Origin of the sequence: Pseudomonas soli, from assembly GCF_900110655.1 — a bacterium.
In the GTDB taxonomy this organism is placed as follows: domain Bacteria; phylum Pseudomonadota; class Gammaproteobacteria; order Pseudomonadales; family Pseudomonadaceae; genus Aquipseudomonas; species Aquipseudomonas soli.
The window spans coordinates 1-20,484 of the sequence record NZ_FOEQ01000023.1 but is presented as its reverse complement, the minus strand read 5'-3'; the positions used below and the strand labels follow the sequence as shown (position 1 = coordinate 20,484).

Here is a 20,484-nt window from a genome sequence, read left to right as displayed (position 1 = left end):
CGGTCAGATCATCTTCGAGAGACAGGCTGCGCACGTGCGCCGGCACCGGCAGCCCGGCCAGCAGATGGCCTTGAGTCAGCAGCAACTGAATGCCGCTGTCTTCCATCATGTAGCTCAGGCGATCCTGCGGGTACTCCGGATCCAGCGGCACATAGGCGCCCCCGGCCTTGAGGATCGCCAGCAGGCCGACAATCATCTCGAAACCACGCTCCACCGCGATGCCCACCAGCACATCCGGCCCCACGCCCTGTGCGCGCAGCTTGTGCGCCAGGCGGTTGGCACGGCGGTTGAGCTGGTCATAGCTCAACGCCTGCCCGGCGAAAGTCACGGCGATCGCTTCAGGCGTGCGCGCCGCCTGCGCTTCGATCAGTTCCTGGGTGCAAGCCGTACTTGGATAGCTGGCAACCACCTGCTGGTCTTCCACCGGCAGGCTGAGCGCACCCAGGGCACGCTGACCATCAGCCGCCAACTGCGCGAGCAGGTGCCGGAAGTGCCCCGCCAGCTGGTCGATGGCCAGCTCGCTGAAGCACTGGCGATCGAAACTGAAGCTCGCCTCCAGGCGCTCGCCCACCTGCACCACCAGGGTCAGCGGGTAGTTCGTCTGTTCCTGGTTCTGCACCTCGCCGAACTGCAGGCCTTGCGGCGCGCCCTGTTGCAGCGCCTCGGCGACCGGGTAGTTCTCGAATACCAGAATGTTGTCGAACAGCGCCTCGCCACTCCAGCCGGCCCAGCGCTGGATCTCGTACAACGGCGTGTGCTCGTGCTCGCGCAAGGCCAGGTTCAGCGCCTGCACCTGCTGCACCCAGTCGCCCACGGTCTGTTCCGGGCGTGGGCTGGCGACCACCGGCAAGGTGTTGATGAACAGCCCCAGCTGCTCCTCGACGCCCGCGAGCTCCGCCGGACGGCCGGCCACGGTGGCGCCGAAGGCCACGCTGGCCTGGCCGGTGTAGCGTTGCAACAGCAACAGCCACGCGGCCTGGACCAGGGTGTTGAGGGTGACCCGCTGTTCCCGGGCGAAGTCCGCCAATTGCTGGGTCTGTTGCGGTTCGAAGCGCAGCGCCAGGCTGCCATGGCCTCGCCCCTGGGCCGAGGACTTGAACGCCTGTACCAGTCGCGTTGGCTCGTCCAGCTCGGCCACCTGGGCGCGCCAGAAGGTTTCGCTGGCCTGCTGGTCCTGGCCTTGCAGCCACTGGATATAGTCGCGGTAGCGGCTGGTCCTGGCGCTCGGGGCGACGCCGCTGTAACGCTGCAGCACCTCGCCGAGCAGGCGCGAGTTGCTCCAGCCGTCCATCAGGATATGGTGGCTGGTGTAGATCAGGTGATGGCCGCCGTCAGCCGTGCGGATCAGTGTCAGGCGCAGCAGCGGGCCGCTGGCCAGGTCGAAGCCGGCCTGGCGCTCGGCCTGGGCCACGGCGTCCAGGTCCTGGGCCTGGCCGAGTTCGACGAACGGCACCTGCACCTGGCGCCGCACCACCTGCACAGGCAACGGCAGGTCCTGCGGGAAGCAGCTGCGCAGCACTTCGTGATTGTCCACCACCGCCTGCCAGGCCGCGCGGAAGCGTGCCACATCCAGCCCCTGCACGTTCACGCGCAGTTGGTTGATGTAGTTGCCCGCGTCCTGCTCGTAGAGGCTATGGAACAGCATGCCCTGCTGCATCGGCGACAGCGGATAGAGGTCTTCGATGTCCCCCGCAGCCAGCGGCAAGCTGTCCAGTTGCGCCTGGGTCAGCTCGGCCAGTGGGAAGTCCGATGGCGTGACGCCCTGGTGCGGCGCCTGGGCGCAATGCTCAACCAGCTCGGCCAGCACCTGCTCGTAGCGGCGCGCCAGGGCCTCGATGGTCCCTGGATGGAAGACCTCGCGGCTGAAGCTCCAGTCCAGCTCCAGCTCGCCCTGGTAGACCTGGCCGTTGATGCCGAGCCAGTTGCCCAGCGGGCTGTCCAGGTCCTGGGTGGCGCCGCTGGCCTCGCTGGCCGGAGTGAACAAGGCGCCCTCGGCCTGGGCGAAGCTGCCGTCGAACTGGCCGAGGTAGTTGAAGGTCACCCGTGGCCGTGGCAGCGCCTGCAGGCGCTCGCGCAGGTCAGGCTCGCCGAGATAGCGCAGCACGCCATAGCCGATGCCTTTGTTCGGCACCGCTCGCAGTTGTTCCTTGATTGCGCACAGCCCCGCGCCAAGCCCTTGGGCCGGCGTCAGGTGTACCGGGAACAGGCTGCTGAACCAGCCGAGGGTGCGGCTGAGGTCCAGTTCCGGGAACAGGTCTTCACGGCCGTGGCCTTCGAGCTGGACCAGTACCGAATCCTCTCGGGTCCAGTCGCACAGCACCCGCGCCAGGGCCGCCAGCAGCAGGTCGTTGACCTGGGTGCGGTAGGCGGCGGGCGCCACTTGCAGTAGTTTGCGGGTCAGCGTGGCGTCCAGGCGTGACGAGGCATGGGCGACATAACGATTGGTCTGGGCGCCCGTCGGGTTATCGCGGGGCAACTCGCCGCCAGCGGCTTCAAAATCGCGCAGCCAGTGGTCGGCCTCGGCCAGCAGCTCCGGGCTGCGGGCATAGGCGCCAAGGCGCTCGGCCCAGGCCTTGAGCGAGCTGCTCTTGGCTGCCAGTGTCACCGCCTTGCCGGCGGCCAGGGCCGTGTAGGCCAGTTGCAGGTCTTCCAGCAGTACCCGCCAGGACACGCCGTCGACCACCAGGTGGTGGATCACCAGCAGCAAGCGCTGCTGGCCTTCAGGCAGTTCTACCAGCAACGCCCGCAGCAGCGGCCCCTGGGCCAGGTCGAGGCTGCGCTGGGCCTGCTCGGCCAACGCCGGCAGCTCGGCCAGGTCAGTCAGTTGACGAACCCAGAGGATATCGTCGGCCTTGGTGGGCTGGAACTCGGCCTGCCAGGCCTCGCCCTGGGTGAAGCGCAGGCGCAATGCGTCGTGCTGAGCGACCAGCGCCTGCAATGCGCCTTGCAGATGGTCAGCACCAAGGGCCTGGGTCGGCTTGAGCAACAGGGCCTGGTTCCAGTGCTGGCGCTCGGGTATAGCGGTTTCGAAGAAACGTGCCTGGATCGGCAGCAATGGCATCGAGCCACTGACCTGCTCGGCCGCCACGGCCTTTTTCTCGATGCGCTTGGCCACCGCCGCCAGCTGGCCGATGGTCTGCTTCTCGAACAACTGCTTGGGGCTGAGCTTGATGCCCTGGCGCTTGGCCCGGGCGATGATCTGCAGGCTGAGAATCGAGTCGCCGCCCAGCTCGAAGAAGTTGTCGGTGCTGCCGACCTGGTCGAGCTTGAGCACCTCGGCCCAGATGGCCGCCAAGGCCTCTTCGATCTCGCCGACCGGCGCCGTGTACTGGCGCCTGGCGACGCCCGGTGCCGGCAAGGCACGCTTGTCCAGCTTGCCGTTGGCGGTCAGCGGCAGGCGGTCCAGGACCAAGATCTGCGCCGGCACCATGTAGTCCGGCAGCCGATCCTGCAGTTGCTGGCGCAAGGCTTCACCCTGCAGCCCCTGGCCCACGCACCAGCCGACCAGTTGCAGGCGGCTTTCGTCGCCTTCCACCGGCTGCGCCAGGACCACCGCTTCGGCGACCCCGTCCAGCCCCCGCAGCACCCGCGCCACCTCGGCCGGCTCGACGCGATAACCGCGCACCTTGACCTGGTCGTCGGCGCGGCCGATGAATTCCACTTGGCCCGAACGATTGCGCCGCACCCGATCGCCGCTGCGGTACAGGCGCTGGCCCAACCGCGTCGGGTCCGGCAGGAAGCGTTCGGCGGTCAGGCCCGGCTGGCCCAGGTAACCCTGGGCCACGCTGGCGCCACCGATGTACAGCTCACCGGCGACCTGGTCGGCCACCGGATTGAGCACATCGTCGAGCAACAGCACATGGGCGCCCCGCAAGGGCTCGCCCACCGGCACGGCGCGGGCGCCCTCGGCGAGCGCGGCCACTTCATGGGTCAGCACGCCGACCGTGGTCTCGCTCGGGCCATAGTGGTTGATCAGGCGGCAGCCCGGCTTGAGCCGGCGTACCTGCTCCACCAGGGCTGGCGTGCAGGCCTCGCCACCGACGATCAGCGCATGCCGGGGCAGCACATCGACGGGGTTGCCGGCTTGCAGCAACGCCGCCAGGTGGCCGGGGACGATCTTCAGCACGCCGACCTGGTGTTCGGCCATGTAGCGGGCGAAGGCGTCCGGGTCGAAGCCCAGCGCCTCGGGCAGTACATGCAGCAGGCGCCCGGCACACAGGGCACCGAACAGCACGGTGTGGCCGAGGTCGGCGGCGATGGTCGAGACCAGCGCCATGCTCGCCCCCGGCGCAAGCGCCAGGCGTTCGAGCAGGCCGGCGACGTAGCTGGCCAGGGCGCCATGGCTGACCAGCACGCCCTTGGGCTGGCCGGTGGAGCCGGAGGTGTGGATCACGTAGGCCGGCGATTCGGCCCACAACGTGAGCGCCGGCGCCTTGGCCGGCAGGTCCTGCCATTGTTCGGGGACATACGCCAAGGTCAGGCGATCGGCGGCGGCCAGGCTGGTCAGTCGTGCATCGTCGGCGGCGCACAGCAGCACCTTGGCTTGCGCGGCGTCGAGCATCTGCCGCAGGCGCGTTTCAGGCGCCTTGGTGTCCAGCGGCATGTACACGGCGCCAGCCTTGAGGATACCGAGCATGCAGGTCAGCCAGTCCAGCGAACGCTCCATCAGCACCGCAACCGGTTGGCCGCTGACCACACCCTGCTGTTGCAGGTGATGGGCCAGGCGGTTGGCGGCCTGGTCCAGAGCGGCGAAACTCAGGCTGTGCTCCAGGCTGCAAGCGGCAAGCGCCTCGGGCTGCCGGTACACCTGCTGCTGCCACTGTTCCAGCACCAGCGCCGGCACTTCACGCTGCGGCGCCTGCTCGCTGCGCAGCGGCGCGGCCAGGCGGTGCAGCGGCAGTTGCGGAGCGTCGAGCAGCTGGCCCAGCAGCTCGATGAAGGCCGGAATGAAGGCTTCGACGGTCGAACGCTGGTAGAGGTCGCTGGCGAAGGTCATTTCGCCATGGATCAGCTGGCCGTCGTCGGTGATGTCCAACGCCAGGTCGAAGTGGGTGCCGACCTTGTCCAGCGGGTACTCGGCGACACTCAGGCCCGGCAAGGCCAGCGAGCGCTGGCGCTGCATGCCGACGTTCTGGTTGAACTTGACCTGGAACAGCGGGTTGTGGCCGAGGTTGCGCTCCGGCACCAGTGCGTCAACCAGTTGCTCGAACGGCAGCTCCTGGTGCGCCTGGGCGCCGAGCACCGCTTCGCGCACCTGGGCCAGCAGGTCATCGAAGCTCAGGCGTTCGTCCACCTGGCAGCGCAGCACCTGGGTGTTGACGAAGAAGCCGATCAGCCCCTCGACCTCGGCACGGCCGCGGTTAGCGTTGGGCACGCCGATGCGGATATCGCGCTGCCCGGCCTGGCGTGACAGAAACAGCGAGAAACCGGTCAGCACCAGCATGAACAGGGTCATGCCCTGGGCGCGGGCGTAGCCGCCCAGGCGTCGGGACAGCTCGACGCCGAAGTCGAAGCCCAGGGTCTGGCCGTCGAAGCTCTGGGTCAGTGGACGCGGGTAGTCCGCGGCGACCTCCAGCAGCGGTTGCTCATCGCCCAACTGCTGACGCCAGTAGTCGAGCTGGCGCGCGCCCTCGCCGGCCTCCAGCCAGCTGCGCTGCCAGATGGCGTAGTCGGCGTACTGCACCGCCAGCGCCGGCAACCGCGGCGCCTGGCCCTGGGTGAACGCCTGGTAGCTGTGCACGAACTCCTTGACCATCACGTCCATCGACCAGCCGTCGGAGACGATGTGGTGCATGCACACCAGCAGCACATAGTCCTCGGCCGCCAGCCGGTACAGGGTGGCGCGCAGCAGCGGGCCGTGCAGCAGGTCGAACGGCTGGTGACTGGCCTCGCGCACTCGCGTGGCCAGCTCGGCCTCACGCTGGTCAGTGGCGATGGCGGTGAGGTCGACCTGTTCCAGGGGCACGGCCAGATGATCGAGGATCACCTGGCGCGGCTGTTCGCCCTCGACCTGGAACACCGTGCGCAGCGCCTCGTGGCGCATCGCCAGGTAGTCGAATGAGCGCTGCAGCGCCGACACGTCGAGCCGACCGTTCAGGCGCAGGCCAGCAGCCATGTTGTAGGCCGCGCTGTGCGGCTCCAGCTGCCAGAGGAACAGCAGGCGCTGCTGGGCGAAGGACAAGGGGATGCTGGCGAAGTCGTGCCGCGACTCGACCACCGGCAACAGGCTGAAGTCCTTGCCGTCCTCACGCAGCTTGGCGAGGAACTGCCGGCGCTGCTCCAGGGGCAGGCTGACGAACCGTTTCGCAATGCGTACCGCCATGTTGCCACTCATGCCTCAACCCCTTCCAAGGAACCCAGGAACGCGTCCATATCCGACCAGTCGTCATCCGTATCGCCGCCCTGCAGCCGGGCCAGCTCGGCGGCCAGGTCACCCAGCGCCGGTTGTTCGAACAGGCTGCGCAATGGCAGCACCAGGCCCAGCTGGTCCTTGATCCGCGCCAGCACCTGGGCAGCCAGCAACGAGTGCCCGCCGAGTTCGAAGAAGTGATCGTCCAGGCCGACCTTCGGCACGTTCAGCACGTCCATCCAGATCTGCGCCAGTTGTTGCTCGACCGCGCTCTGCGGCGCCCGGTACTCGGCCTGCAACGCACTCGGGTCCGGTGCTGGCAGGGCCTTGCGGTCGAGCTTGCCGCTGGGCGTGAGGGGCAGGCGCGGCAACAGCAGCAGGTGGCCGGGCACCATGTACTCGGGCAGGCGGGCCTTGAGCAGGCTGCGCACCTGCTGGCGCAAGCGCGTCTGCTCGGCAGCGTCCTGTTCGGGGGCGTCAGGCACCACGTAGGCCACCAGTTGCAGGCCGCCAGTCATCGGCAGGGCCAGCACCACCGCTTCGCGAACCCCCGGGCACTGCTGCAGGCGCGCCTCGATCTCGCCGAGCTCGATGCGGAAACCGCGCACCTTGACCTGGTGATCGACGCGGCCGATGTATTCGATGGCGCCATCGGCGCCCAGGCGCGCGCGGTCGCCGGTGCGGTACAGGCGTTCGCCCCTGGCGAACGGATCGGCGACGAAGCGCTGGGCAGTCAGTGATGGCTGGCCGTGGTAGCCGCGGGCCAGGCCCGGGCCGCCGATGTAGAGCTCGCCCACCGCGCCCTGGGGCAGCAGTTCGAGGTCATCGTCGAGGATATACAGGCGACGCTGCGCCAGGCCCTGGCCAATGGGGATGCCACGCCAGGACACTGCCTCATGGCCAAGCCCGGTGCAGTCGTGAATGGTCGAGACCACCGTGGCCTCGGTCGGGCCATAGGTGTTGAGCAGGCGCACATGGCCGAGCCCGGCCAGTTGCCACAGGCGCAGCCCGTCCACCGCCATCGCCTCGCCACCGACGTGGATCTGGCGCAGCGCGCCGTAGCTGGCCGGCGGACGCGCGGCGAAGTCCTGCACCAGCCAGTACCAGTAGGCGGCCGGCAGGTCGGCGAGGGTCACACCGTGCTCGATCAGCACTTCGTGCAGGGCGGCGCTGTCCCACAGGCGGGTATCGCGCAGCACCACGCAAGCGCCATGGCACAGCGGCGGGAAGAACTGCTCGACGAAACCATCGAAGCTGCTGGTAGCAAACTGCAGCACCCGGTCGCCTTCGCGCAGGTCGCTGTAGTCGATGGCGCGGGCAATGAACTCGCTCAGGGCGCCGTGGCTAATCGCCACGCCCTTGGGCCGGCCGGTGGAGCCTGAGGTGTAGATCACATAGGCCAGGTTGTCGGGCACGACGGTCAGCGGCAGGTCAGAGGCAGGCTCGTCTTCCAGTTTCAGCTGGTCCAGGCACAGGCAGCGCACTGCCTCCCGCGCCGGCAGGCCAGGCAGCTGCACGGAAGTGGTTAACAGCCACTGCAGGCCGCTGTCCTCGAGCACATGGCCGAGGCGCTCGGTCGGTGCCTGTAGGTCCAGCGGCACATAGGCGCCACCGGCCTTGAGCACGGCCAGCAGGGCCACGGCCAGGTCCAGCGAACGATCCAGGGCCACGCCAACCAGGCTGTCGGGGCCAACGCCCTGGCGGCGCAGGTAATGGGCCAGGCGATTACTCCGGGCGTTGAGCTCGGCATAGCGCATCGACGGCGCCTCGGCGCCATTGGCCAGGATCAGCGCCAGCGCCTCGCCGCTGCGCGCGGCCTGGGTTTCGAACAGGCGCTGCACCGGCTCCCACGGCGCCACATCGGCCACCGGGCACAGCAACGCCTGGCGTTCGGCCTCGGCCAGCATCGGCAGCTCGCCCAGGCGCTGGCGCGGATCGTTGCACACCGCGCGCAGCAGGTTGCGCCAGTGCCCGGCCAGGGCACTGATGGTGGTTTCATCGAAGATATCGGTGGCATAGGTGAAGGCGGCAAACACCTGCTCGCCCTCCTCCCGGGTATCGAGCATCAGGTCACTGGTGGCCGCATGCTGGCGGCGGCTGCCGGCCAGTTGCTCGGCGCTCAGGTAGCCCACGCGCAGGCCGCAGTCCAGGCGCACGTCCTTGAGGTCGGTGACCAGCGGTTGGTGGTTGAACATCACCTGGAACAGCGGCGTGTGGCTCTGGCTGCGCTGGGGTTGCAAGGCCTCGATCAGCGCGTCGAACGGCAGGTCCTGATGCGCCTGGGCGCCGACCGAAGCCTGGTGCAGGCTGCGCAGCAGGTCGCTGAATGGCGTCTGCGCGCTGAACTGGCTGCGCAGCACCTGGGTGTTGACGAAGAAGCCGACCAGCCCCTCGGTTTCGCTGCGGTTACGGTTGGCGATCAGGCCGCCGACGCGGATGTCGGCCTGCCCGCTGTAGCGGTGCAGCAGGGTCTTGAACACCGCCAGCAGCACGGTGGAAAGGGTCACGCCGTACTGCTGGGCCAGTTGCTTGAGATCTTCGCGCAGGCCAGCGTCGAGCACCAGTTCCAGGCGCTCGCCCAGGTGGCTGGGCTGGGCCGGATAAGGCCGGTCGGTCGGCAGCTCCAGCAACGGGTGCTCGTCGCCCAGTTGCTCGCGCCAGTAGTCCAGCTGGCGCTCGCGCTCACCGGCCTCCAGCCAGCTGCGCTGCCACAGCGCGTAGTCGCGGTAGTGCACCTTGATTTCCGCCAGCGCAGGCTCGCGCCCCGCCACCAGGGCGTCGTAGCTGCGCATGAATTCGTCGATCAGGACGTTCATCGACCAGCCGTCGGCGATGATGTGATGCAGGGTCAGCAGCAGCACATGCTCCTGGGGCGCCAGGCGCAGCAGGGCGATGCCGAACAGCGGGCCGCGCTCGAGGTCGAAGGCCTGGGTGGCCTGGGCCGCCATCTGCTGGTGGGCGCGCTCCCAGCGCGTGGCTTCGGGCAGATCAGCTAGGTCGAACAGCTGGATGCCTACCGGCGTTGGCTCGGCCACCCGCTGCACGGCGCACTCGCCGTCCTGGGCGAAGGTGGTGCGCAGGCATTCGTGGCGGCCGACCAGCAAGGTGAAGGCCCGCTCCAGCGCCTGGACCTGCAGCTCGCCTTCCAGGCGCACGGCCATCGGCAGGTTGTAGGCGGCACTGTAGGGTTCCAGCTGCCAGAGGAACCACATGCGCAGCTGGGCGTAGGACAGGCCGTCGCGCTCGCTCAGGCCGACACAGGACGACATGGGCAACTGCGCGAAATCGATACCCTCGCGTCGCATCCCTTCGAGGAACAAGCGACGCTTGTCCAGGGGCAACTCGATGAAACGGCGGGAAAGTTTCTGGGCGTCTGCGGCATTCATGTGTGGGGTCCTTGCTGATCGGCGGCGCGACCGGAAGGTCCGGGCGCATCAACAAGAACGAATGGAAGGGGGGATGATTTAGCGGGTATCGAGCCTGAAAAGCCTGGGGCTGCGCGGCAGCCCCGGCGTCGACAGGTCAGGCCTGGTCCAGCGAGTGCCCCTCGGCCATCGCCACGATCACCTTGCGCGGGCCCTCGAACGGCGCGCGGGCATGGGCGGCGAGCATGTTGTCGAGCATCATCACGTCGCCTTCCTGCCAGAGGAAGCTGATCTTGCAGTCCTCGAGCACCGCACGGATCTCGTCGAGCACGTCATCCTCGATGGGCGAACCGTCACCGTAGTAGACGTTACGCGGCAGGTCTTCCTCGTCGACGATATCCAGCAGGCTTTCCCGCACCTCGGGCGGCAGGTTGGAAATATGGAACAGGTGCGCCTGGTTGAACCAGACCTTGTCGCCGGTGACCGGGTGCTCAGCCACCGCCTGGCATACCTGGCGGGTGCGCAGTTCACCGTCGTCCTTCCATTCACAGGTGATGCCGTGGGCCTTGCAATAGGCTTCGACCTCCTGCGGATCCTCGGTATTGAATACATCTTCCCAGGACACATCCAGGCCATTGCCGAAGTTACGCACGTACATCAGGCCCTTGCTGACAAAGCGCTCGCGAATGTGCGCCGGCACCTTGCGGTAAACCTCGCGACTGTCGGCAATCGGCGTCTGGCCACCGGACTTCGCCGCGATCATGCTGTAGAACCAGATCTTCATCGGCCAGTCGCGGGAGTAGGCCTGCTCGTTGTGCAACGGAATGTGCTGGTGCGCCGGATACTCGGTGGAGGTGTAGACACCCTGGGTGACGTTGGTGCGCGGCGTGGAGCCGAATTCGTAGTTGAGCAGCGGATGGCCGAAACTGGCGGCGAACTGACGGAACTGTTCAGCGCCCTCCAGGCGGAAACCGCGGAACAGGATGCCGCCATCGCGTAACAGGTGCTCGTCCACCAGCGCCTTGAGCTCATCGAACACGTCCAGCAGGCTGGTGTCGTGGTCACCGGCCTCCACCAGCAATGGCAAACGTCCCTGCTCCGGCAATAGCGGACGCACTGTAAATCCCACAGCAACACCCATGACGGGCCTCCTGTACACACCTAAGAAAAAGGGAGCGACGGCCCAGGGGCACGCTCGCATCCGGTGATAGGGGGACGTTTCGGGACGCAGGCAAATTAGTCCCGGCGCAGGAACCTTCAGCAACAGGCAGGGCAACCTGGAAACACTTGCTTGCAATTGACCCATCAGGTTTTGCCCTGCTCATGCGTCTCTTTCTGATACGGCCGGGCAATCCGCCCCTGAATTCGCCATTGACACTGCGTACCCCATGTCGAAAAAGTCACGCTCGAAAATCTGGTTCCTCGTGCACAGCTGGCTGGCGCTGCCCATCTGGTTCTTCGTGCTCATCGTCTGCGTCACCGGCACCCTGGCGGTGATCAGCAAGGAGATCGTCTGGCTGGCCAATCCGGAAACCCGCGCCAATCCGCCTTCGGATGACGCCCGGCGGTTGTCCTATGACGAGTTGCTGGTGGCCATGCAGCGCGACGAGCCCGGCATCGCCGTGGCCAGCCTGATGACCCTGAGCGAGTCGCACTTCGCCATGCTGTCGGATGTCACCTACCCTGACGGCCGCACGCTGAGGGTCTACGTCAACCCCTACACCGGGCACATCCAGGGCGTTCCCCCGCAGTTCAACTTCGAGGAATTCACCCGCGCCCTGCACGGCTGGTGGCTGGTGCCGCACACCAATGGCTACAGCTGGGGCTGGTACCTGGTGTCACTGCTCGGACTACCGATGCTCGCTTCGCTGGTCACCGGCCTGGTGATCTATAAACGCTTCTGGAAAGGTTTCTTCAAGCCGACCCTGCGCTTCAACCAGGGCGCGCGAATCTTCTGGGGCGATTTCCACCGCCTGAGCGGCATCTGGTCGATCTGGTTCATCGCGGTGATTTCCATCACCGGCACCTGGTTCCTGGTCAAGGCCCTGCTCGCCGACAACCATATCGCCATCTCCAGCCAACCCATCGTGCCGGTGGTGGCAAGGGAGACGGTGCCGCTAACCGCCGACGGCAGCCCGACGCCGATGATCAGCCCGGACGAGGCCGTCAGGATCACCCAGCGCGAAATTCCGGGTTTCACCGTCGACTACGTCGGCTTCCCCAGCAACGCCTATGCCCATCTGAGCATCGGCGGCATGAGCTGGTATCCACTGGTGTACCAGAAAGCCGAGATCAACCCCTATACCGGCAAGATGGAAGCCAGCCGCCTGCTGGGCGATCGCAAGGCGGTTGAAATCGTCACCGAGTCCATGCGCCCGTTGCACACCGGCGAGTTCGCCGGCCTGACCACCAAGCTGATCTGGTTCTTCTTCGGCCTGCTGCTGAGCATGATGGTGCTCAGCGGCCTGCTGATCTGGAGCAAACGTACCGCCCTGGCCACCGCCAACGCGCTCAAGCGCAGCCAAAAGCAGGCGCGCACGGCCAAGCAGCCGGTTGCAACGGAGGTTACGTCCAGTTCTTGAAACATTTTCTTTCATTTGCTTTGGCAGCTTTCTGATTCTCATTCGTCCTTACTTATGCAGCCCTCCAGGTTGAGCACAGACTCGACCGTATTTTTTTATGCAGAAGACCGACCGATGGCCCGACAATCGAGAAAGAAATCCAATTCCAAGCTGTGGTTTCTGGTGCACAGCTGGCTTGCCCTGCCGATCTGGTTCTTCGTCCTGATCGTCTGCTTCACCGGCATGTTCGCGGTGGTCAGCCAGGAAATCGTCTGGCTGGCCAATGCCGACGTGCGCGCCAGCAAGCCCGACGACGACAGCCAGCGCCTTAGCTACCAGCAGGTGCTCGACGCCATGCACAAGGCCGAACCGGACCTGGCGGTGCGTTTCTTCAGCCAGCCGGACGGTTCGCACTTCGCCCTGCAGGCCTCGGTTACCCGCGCCGACGGCACCAACGCGCTGCTCTACGTCAACCCGTACAGCGGGGCCATCCAGGGCCAGCGCCCGGACTTCGACTTCGAGGCCTTCACCCGCGCCCTGCACGGCTGGTGGCTGGTGCCCTTCACCAACGGCTACAGCTGGGGCTGGTACCTGGTGTCGCTGCTCGGGCTGCCGATGCTCGCCTCGCTGGTCACCGGGCTGGTGGTGTACAAGAAATTCTGGCGCGGCTTCTTCAAGCCCGTGCGCACCGGCCATGGCCGGCGGATCTTCTGGGGCGACCTGCACCGCCTGGCCGGCGTGTGGTCGATCTGGTTCATCGCGGTGATCTCCATCACCGGCACCTGGTTCCTGATCCAGGCGATCCTCGGCGACAACCACGTGACCATTTCCAGCGAGCCCGTCACTCCGGTGATCGCCCGCCAGCAGGTCCCACAAACCCCCGATGGCAGCCCGGCGCCACGCATCGACCTGGACGAAGCGGCGCGCATCGCCACCCAGGCGGTCCCGGGCCTGGACGTCAGTTTCATCTCGCTGCCCGCCACCGCCTACAGCCACTACAGCATGGGCGGCCGTGGCTGGTACCCGCTGATGTTCCAGACCGCCGAGGTCAACCCCTACACGCGCAACGTCGACGCCCAGTTCCTGCTCGGCGACCGCTCGGCCCTGGAGTTCGTCACCGAATCCATGCGCCCGCTGCACACAGGTGACTTCGGTGGCCTGGCGATCAAGCTGATCTGGTTCTTCTTCGGCCTGGTGCTGACCCTGATGGTGTTCAGCGGCCTGCTGATCTGGACCAAACGCACCACCCAGGCCACCCGCGCCGCCCTCAAGCGCGGCGAACGCCCGGCGCGCCCAATCACCCTGGAGGCCCACTTTTGAGCCAGACCGACACCCTGCCGCCGAGCGGCCTGAAGCAGCTGTGGCTGAAATGGCGCTTCCACCTGAACATCCTGCTGATTCTCGTGCCGCTGGGCTTCATGCCCAAGTACTTCGCCGACGCCAGCCTGTTCCGCGGCGACAGCGGCCTGGGCGCCAACATCATCCAGGACGTCCAGGTCGGGCGCTGGACCCTGGACCTGGCCGAGCTGCGCGACGAAGCCCCGCGTGCCGAAGGCCCGGCCGGCTACTTCAAGGCCTTCAATGCCGCCTGCGGCAACTGCAACGACGGCGCCAAGGCCATTTACCTGCGGGTCGGCAAGCCGCGCAGCCTGCGCGCCGCCGGCACGATCTTCTTCGGCGCGCCGGCGCGCATGGGCACCTCGCTGCCGATCCCGCCACGCACCCGTCCCGACGCCGACATCTGGATCACCATCGAAGGCTGGGACGGCAAGATGTACCAGGCCTCGGTGCCGCTGGCCAAGGCATCCCCCGCCACCGCGGCCTGGCTTGAAAAACAAGGAGGCAACAAATGAAACAGCTGATGCGCAGGCTGGCCCTGCCCCTCTTGGCCCTGGCCGCCACCCCGGCGCTGGCGCACAATCCCATGTGCGAGTGCACCGAGCACGGCGAGCAGATCACCTGCAAGGGCGGTTTCTCCGACGGCAGCGGCGCTCCGGGGGTGACCCTGGACGTGATCGGCTACGACGAACAGGTGCTGGTGGCGAGCAAGCTCGGCGACGACTCGACCCTGACCTTCAAGCGCCCCGACGGCGAGTTCTACGTGCTGTTCGACGCCGGCCCCGGCCACGTGGTGGAAGTCGACCACGCCGACATCGGTGCGCCATGAGCCGCGCCCAGGTGGTGCGCCCGGCCGGCGCCGGGCACGAGACCCTCTACGTGCTGCTGGCCGCCGTGCTGATCGTGGTGCTGGCCGCAAGCGTGGTGGCCGTGCGCGGCGAGCGCGAGGATGAACAGGCCATCGCCGCCCACCAGCTCGACGCCCGCCGCGACCTCAATGCCGCCGAACAGGGCATCCACACCGACCTGTGGGTGGCCGTCGAGGAGATCCGCGCACTGCGCGAGGACAATGGCGTCGCCCCGGACGCCCAGGCCCTGGCCGCCGAGGGTCTGCCACCTTTCGTCAGCGACGCAAGCAGCCAGAGCCGCGGCAGCCACCAGTGGTCGTTGCTGGCCAACGGTGCCTACCTGGGACGCAGCCAGGACGCCCAGGTGGCCGGCAGCTTCCTGGTGATCCTGCCAGCCGCCAGCGATGCCCAGCCTGATGTCTGGCTGCGCCGCGACAGCACCGCCCTGCCCCCGGACGCGCTGGACAGCGATGCACTGATCGCCGCCGGCTGGCAGCAGATCGTCACCCACTACGACGCCGGGGTCACCCGCCAACACCGTCACTAAGGACCTGCCCATGCTCCGCTTCGCCCGCCGCACCCTGGCGCTGCTCCTGGCCTGCGCCCTGCCCGCCCTGGCCCTCGCCGACAACGGCAAGCCCCTGCGCATCGGCATCACCCTGCACCCCTACTACAGCTACGTGAGCAATATTGTCGGCGACAAGGCCGAAGTGGTGCCGCTGATCCCGGCCGGTTTCAACCCGCATGCCTACGAGCCGCGCGCCGAGGACATCAAGCGCATCGGCAGTCTCGACGTGATCGTGCTCAACGGCGTCGGCCACGACGACTTCGCCGACCGCATGATCGCCGCAAGCGAAAAGCCCGACATCAGGACCATCGAGTCCAACGCCAACGTGCCGCTGCTGGCAGCCACCGGCATCGCCGCCCGCGGCGCCGGCAAGGTGGTCAACCCGCACACCTTCCTGTCGATCAGCGCGACCATCGCCCAGGTCAACAACATCGCCCGCGAACTGGGCAAGCTCGACCCCGACAACGCCAAGTTCTATACGCAGAATGCCCGTGCCTACGCCAAGCGCCTGCGTGGCTTGCGTGCCGAGGCCCTGGCCAAGGTCACCCAGGCGCCGGACGCGACCTTCCGCGTGGCCACCATCCACGCCGCCTACGACTACCTGGTGCGTGACTTCGGCCTGGAGGTCACCGCCGTGGTGGAGCCTGCCCACGGCATCGAGCCGAGCCCGGCGCAGTTGAAGAAGACCATCGACCAGCTCAAGGCGCTGGACGTGAAGGTGATCTTCTCGGAGATGGACTTCCCCTCGGCCTATGTCGACACCATCCACCGCGAGTCCGGCGTGCGCATCTACCCGCTCACCCACATTTCCTACGGCGACTACACCAAGGAAAAATACGAGGTCGAGATGAAGCGCAACCTCGACACCGTGGTCCAGGCCATCCAGGAAAACCGCACATGACCGCCGCCGCCAACCTCACCAGCGCCTGCGGGCCGCGCATCGAGTTCGACGGCATCGACCTCACCCTCGGCCGCACGCGCATCCTCGAAAATGTGCGTTTCAGTGTCGCCCCAGGCAGCGTGCACGCCATTGTCGGCCCCAACGGCGGCGGCAAGAGCTCGCTGATCAAGACCTTGCTCGGGCAGATGCCGCACCAGGGCCAGTTGACCCTGCACTGGCCCGGCGAGCGCGAGGTGATCGGCTACGTGCCCCAGGCCCTGGAGTTCGACCGCGGCCTGCCGATGACCGTGGACGACTTCATGGCCGCCATGTGCCAGCGCCGCCCGGCGTTCCTCGGCCTGTCGCGGCGCGTGCGCCCGCAAATCGACGCGGCGCTGCAACGGGTGGGCATGCTCGACAAGCGCAAGCGGCGCATGGGCGCCCTCTCCGGCGGCGAGCGCCAGCGCGTGCTGCTGGCCCAGGGGCTGATCCCCGAGCCGCAGCTGCTGGTGCTGGACGAGCCGATGTCGGCCCTCGACGAGGCCGGTATCCAGGTGTTCGAGCAACTGCTGCACGGCTGGCGCCGGGCCGGCACCACCGTGCTGTGGATCGAGCACGACCTCGAAGCGGTGCTGCGCCTGGCCGACCGCGTCACCGGGCTGAGCCGCCAGGTGCTGTTCGACGCCCCGCCAGCCCAGGCCTTGACTCCCGAGCGCCTGCTCGGGCTGTTCTCCGTTCACCCGCGCAGCGAGAGCCTTGCCTGATGAGTTTCGAAACCTTGCGCCAGCTGGTCCAGGACTGGGCCACGGCTGGCTATCTGCCGGAGGCCCTGGCCTACGGCTTCGTGGTCAACGCCCTGCTGGCGGGCTTGATGATCGGCCCGGTACTCGGCGGCCTGGGCACCCTGGTGGTGGTCAAGCGCTTTGCCTTCTTCTCCGAGGCGGTCGGCCACGCGGCGCTCACCGGGGTGGCCATCGGCATCCTGCTTGGCGAGCCCTACACCGGCCCGTACGGCAGCCTGTTCGGCTACTGCCTGCTGTTCGGCATCCTGCTCAACTTCCTGCGCAACCGCACCGGCCTGTCGCCGGACACCCTGATCGGCGTGTTCCTCTCGGTGTCGCTGGCCCTGGGCGCGAGCCTGTTGCTGATGCTGGCCGGCAAGATCAACGTGCACATCCTCGAAAACGTGCTGTTCGGCTCGGTGCTCACCGTCAGCGCCCACGACCTGCTGGTGCTGGGCATCGTCGCGGTGCTGGTGCTGGCCCTGGCCCTGCCGCTGTACAACCGCATCATGCTGGCCAGTTTCAACCCGCAGCTGGCGGCGGTGCGCGGGGTGGCGGTGAAGACCCTCGACTACCTGTTCGTGGTGCTGGTGACCCTGGTCACCGTGGCCTCGGTCAAGGTGATCGGCGCGATCCTGGTCGGCGCCCTGCTGGTGATCCCGGCGGCGGCGGCGCGGCTGGTCAGCCAGTCGCTCAAGGGCTTCTTCTTCGTCTCGGTGATCATCGCCACCCTCAGCACGTTGCTCGGCATCCTGCTGCCGATCGTCTTCGACCTGCCGGTGCCCTCGGGCGCGGCGATCATCCTGGTCGCCGGGATCTGCTTCGCCCTCTGCGCCCTGGCCCGCGCCCTCGTCCCACGCCTGCAAGGAAACCCGGCATGACCCTGAAGAAACTCACCCTGGCCCTGGCCCTGAGCGGCATGCCGCTGCTGGCGGGCGCCACCGAAGTACTGACCACCCTGCCGGTGACCCACAGCCTGGCCAGCGCCTTGCTCGACGGCACCTCGGTGCAGCTCAAGCGCGCCGCCCCGGCCAACCTGCCGGCCAGCCGCCAACCTTCGTATTTCAGCGGCCGTGGCGGCGCCAGCCTGCACAAGCTGGCGCAACAGGCCGACGCGGTGATCGGCGTGCGCTCGATCTGGCGCGACGACCCGCTCTACCCCATGGCCCGGCGCAGCAACATCCGCATCGTCGAGATCGACGCCGCGCGCCCGGTGGACGGCGCCCTGCCCGGTATCGCGGTCAAGGGCGACGAAGCCTTCGCCGCCTACCCCTGGCTCAACCCGACCAACCTGGGGCGCATGGCCGATGTCGTGGCCAATGACCTGGAACGCCTCTCGCCAGCGGACAAAGCGAAGATCCAGGCCAACCTGGCCAACATCAAGCGGCAGATGCTGGAGCTGACCGCCAACAGCCAGACGCGCCTGGCCGAGGTCGACAACCTGACCGTGGTCAGCCTGTCCGAACGCCTGGGCTACCTGGCCAGCGGGCTGAACCTGGACGTGGTCGAGCAGGCGCTGCCAGCCGACGACAAGTGGGATGAAGCGGCGCTCAAGGCGCTTGGAGACAACCTCAAGGCGCAGGACGTGGCGCTGGTGCTGCACCATCGCCAGCCGGATGCCAAGGTAGCCGAAGTGATCGCCGCCACCGGGGCCAAGCTGCTGGTGGTAGAGAGCGATGCGGACGATACCGTAGCCGGGCTCAAGGCCAGTGTCGAGCAGGTGGTCAAGGCGCTCGGTCAGGGCTGATCGACATGGGGGCGGGATTGCACCCGCGATTGCAATGCCGGCCCTGTCGCGGGGCAAGCCCTCTCCCACGCCGCGACCGCTTCAGCGCTTCATGCAACGCTGATAACGCTCATCCACCCTGCCGGCAAACCACGCCGTGGTCAGCTTGCGAGTGATCTTCGGACTTTTCAGCTCGATCCCAGGCAGCACCGCCCTTGGCAAGGGCTTGCCGGCCTTGGCTTCGGCCAGGGCGAAGACCTTGCGGTAGAGCTCGGTCTCCTCCAGCGCCAGGTCATTCTCTTTCTCCAACTGCGCCCTGATCTGCGGATTACGCAACCCCAGCTTCGCTCCCAGCTTGCGCGCCGCCTGCTCGGTGGTGCCGGGCATGATCGCACCAGGGGCAATCAGGTCGCCGTCGAGCGCCAGCGGCACCCCGCTGGCCCGGCTCAGCGCCGCCTGGAACGCCGCGTTGCGGCTGGCGTACCAACCGGCGTTGAAGTCAGCGAAGCGGTAAAGCTGGCGTTGGTAATGGGTGGGATAACCCAACAGGTGAGTGATGCCGAAGTACATCCCGCCACGGCGGCTGAACACCTCCTGGCGAATGCTGCCAGGGTGGTCGTAGGGATAGCCCTTGGCGTGCTGTTCGGCAAAATCCACGCTGACCTGCATCGGCCCGCCGGTGCGCACCGGATTAAGCCCGCCCAGCAGCGAACGCCCCAGCGGCAGGCCACCGATCACCTCGTCGTAGAGGGCGCTCAGTTGCTTTTCACTGCGTACGGCGAGCAGGCGTTGCTGGTAGGTCTTGCCGTTGGCCGAAGGCGTGCTCAGGGCGCCATCGACCAGCAGCCGAGGCACATGCAGCCGAGCCGCCCGGCGGTCGATCTCCTCCCGGGCGATGCGCCCCAGGTTTGGCACTTGAGGGTCGGCGTTGAAGGTGGACTCCTGCTCGGCCACCGCCAGCACGGCGCACAGGTTGCTCTTGCTCGGGCTGATGCCCTGAGCCTGGAACGCCACCTGGATATCCTCGGCCCAACCCTGACGGTCCTTGACCTGGGCCGGCAGCAGGCGCATGAGCTGGGCGCGGACCTTGGCCGGATCGGCCTCCGGTGCCTCTTCGCGGCGCCCGGCGCAGCCCTGCAGCAGACCGAGCGCCAGCAGCCCGAAGGCCCACAGACGCCCGTTCAGGGTTGCTCCCCCACCAGGTAGGTCTTGCTGATCTGGCGGAACAGCGGATGGCTGGAGCTGCCCAGCAATTCGAACAGCACCATCTCGCGGGTGACCACCTGCGCCCCGGCATCGCGCATGCGCGCCAGGCCCGCCGCCTTGCTGGCCGGAGTGCGGCTGTCGCAGGCATCCTCGACCACGAACACCTGCTTGCCCAGGGCCAGCAGGCCGAGCACGGTCTGCAGCACGCAGACATGGGTCTCCATGCCACAGACGATCACCTGCTCGCGCGCCAGCAGGCTGGGCGGCAGGCACTCGGCGGCGACACAGGAGAAGTGCATTTTCTCGACGACCTCAGCGGCTGGCGCCGCGGCCTTGAGGGCGGACAGGGTGTGGCCCAGGCCCTTGGGATACTGCTCGGAGATCACGGTGGGCAGTTCGAGTTCGGCGGTTGCCGCCAGCAGCCAGCGGGCGCGGGCCGCAGTGCCCTCGGGGTCGCTCATGGCACCGATGAGCTTTTCCTGGATATCGACGACCAACAGCGTGGCCTTGCGAGGATCGATCAGCATTGTCAGCCTCATGCCTGGAAAAGGGCTAGCCTTACCCAGGCGCGGGATTACGTCAATCAAAGCAGCGCCTGGGCAAGTTGCCGTTGCCGTTGCCGTTGCCGTTGCCGTTGCCGTTGCCGTTGCCGTTGCCGTTGCCGTTGCCGATCAGGAGTCTAGCGCCCTACCCAGCTAGCGACAGCTGCGTCAGCCCAGGCGCCGCCCGTAACTTCGCGACTTCAGGAGGCCGAACGGAGGTCTTGCGGAGGGAGGTGACGGGCATGGATGCCCGTCAAGCGCTGCGCCCCAGGATGGGGCGTTCAGCGCGGTCCTCCCGGGAGCAAGGCCGGAGTGAGGG

General features: G+C 67.3%; 14 protein-coding genes. 9 read left to right on the top strand and 5 right to left on the bottom strand.

All coding sequences use genetic code 11. From position 1 onward, the window contains the following. The 3 genes from BMY03_RS25585 to BMY03_RS25575 all read right to left on the bottom strand — a co-directional run. Positions 1-6,334 (bottom strand): non-ribosomal peptide synthetase (locus tag BMY03_RS25585; protein ID WP_094012610.1); only part of this gene is annotated, 6,334 nt, incomplete at its 3' end. Beyond that, on the bottom strand, positions 6,331-9,735 hold the full coding sequence (locus BMY03_RS25580) for a non-ribosomal peptide synthetase (protein WP_094012609.1): 3,405 nt from the start codon (positions 9,733-9,735) through the stop codon (positions 6,331-6,333). The genes BMY03_RS25585 and BMY03_RS25580, both read right to left, overlap by 4 nt. 136 nt (positions 9,736-9,871) lie before the next feature. After that, the gene (locus tag BMY03_RS25575) at positions 9,872-10,855 is read right to left on the bottom strand and encodes a TauD/TfdA family dioxygenase (protein WP_094012608.1); all 984 of its coding nucleotides are present in this window, start codon (positions 10,853-10,855) and stop codon (positions 9,872-9,874) included. 247 nt (positions 10,856-11,102) lie between these two features. Between BMY03_RS25575 and BMY03_RS25570 the strand changes: the two genes are divergently transcribed. The 9 genes from BMY03_RS25570 to BMY03_RS25530 all read left to right on the top strand — a co-directional run bounded on the left by BMY03_RS25570 (position 11,103) and on the right by BMY03_RS25530 (position 18,438). Next, positions 11,103-12,296, top strand: a complete 1,194-nt coding sequence (locus BMY03_RS25570; RefSeq protein ID WP_023630533.1) for a PepSY-associated TM helix domain-containing protein — start codon at positions 11,103-11,105, stop codon at positions 12,294-12,296. 114 nt (positions 12,297-12,410) lie between these two features. Then, on the top strand, positions 12,411-13,595 hold the full coding sequence (locus BMY03_RS25565; RefSeq protein ID WP_094012607.1) for a PepSY-associated TM helix domain-containing protein: 1,185 nt from the start codon (positions 12,411-12,413) through the stop codon (positions 13,593-13,595). Beyond that, complete coding sequence (locus BMY03_RS25560) at positions 13,592-14,128, top strand: thiamine pyrophosphate-binding protein (RefSeq protein WP_094012606.1); 537 nt, start codon at positions 13,592-13,594, stop codon at positions 14,126-14,128. Before BMY03_RS25565 ends, BMY03_RS25560 begins: the two co-directional genes overlap by 4 nt. Then, complete coding sequence (locus BMY03_RS25555) at positions 14,125-14,442, top strand: hypothetical protein (RefSeq protein ID WP_028692195.1); 318 nt, start codon at positions 14,125-14,127, stop codon at positions 14,440-14,442. Before BMY03_RS25560 ends, BMY03_RS25555 begins: the two co-directional genes overlap by 4 nt. Further along, positions 14,439-15,008: a DUF6162 family protein gene (locus tag BMY03_RS25550; protein ID WP_094012605.1), complete on the top strand. Its 570-nt coding sequence runs from the start codon at positions 14,439-14,441 to the stop codon at positions 15,006-15,008. The genes BMY03_RS25555 and BMY03_RS25550 overlap by 4 nt, the downstream gene beginning before the upstream one ends. Positions 15,009-15,018: 10 nt before the next feature. Continuing rightward, positions 15,019-15,930 carry a metal ABC transporter substrate-binding protein gene (locus BMY03_RS25545; RefSeq protein WP_038706328.1) on the top strand — a complete coding sequence of 304 codons (912 nt, stop codon included), beginning with the start codon at positions 15,019-15,021 and terminating at the stop codon, positions 15,928-15,930. Beyond that, complete coding sequence (locus tag BMY03_RS25540) at positions 15,927-16,673, top strand: metal ABC transporter ATP-binding protein (RefSeq protein WP_094012604.1); 747 nt, start codon at positions 15,927-15,929, stop codon at positions 16,671-16,673. Before BMY03_RS25545 ends, BMY03_RS25540 begins: the two co-directional genes overlap by 4 nt. Beyond that, positions 16,673-17,572, top strand: coding sequence for a metal ABC transporter permease (locus BMY03_RS25535; RefSeq protein ID WP_023633107.1), 900 nt, complete (start codon positions 16,673-16,675; stop codon positions 17,570-17,572). Before BMY03_RS25540 ends, BMY03_RS25535 begins: the two co-directional genes overlap by 1 nt. Next, positions 17,569-18,438: a metal ABC transporter substrate-binding protein gene (locus BMY03_RS25530; RefSeq protein WP_094012603.1), complete on the top strand. Its 870-nt coding sequence runs from the start codon at positions 17,569-17,571 to the stop codon at positions 18,436-18,438. The genes BMY03_RS25535 and BMY03_RS25530 overlap by 4 nt, the downstream gene beginning before the upstream one ends. An 81-nt stretch (positions 18,439-18,519) precedes the next feature. On the opposite strand, the gene BMY03_RS25525 is transcribed toward BMY03_RS25530, so the two are convergent. Together BMY03_RS25525 and BMY03_RS25520 are read right to left on the bottom strand one after the other, a co-directional pair. Then, a complete protein-coding gene (locus BMY03_RS25525) occupies positions 18,520-19,488 on the bottom strand; it encodes a DUF1615 domain-containing protein (RefSeq protein WP_289678194.1) in 969 nt (322 codons plus the stop codon). Between the two features lie 110 nt (positions 19,489-19,598). Further along, positions 19,599-20,150 (bottom strand): isochorismatase family protein, encoded by a 552-nt coding sequence (locus BMY03_RS25520; RefSeq protein WP_046855219.1) that lies wholly within the window; start codon positions 20,148-20,150, stop codon positions 19,599-19,601. Positions 20,151-20,484 lie beyond the last annotated feature (334 nt).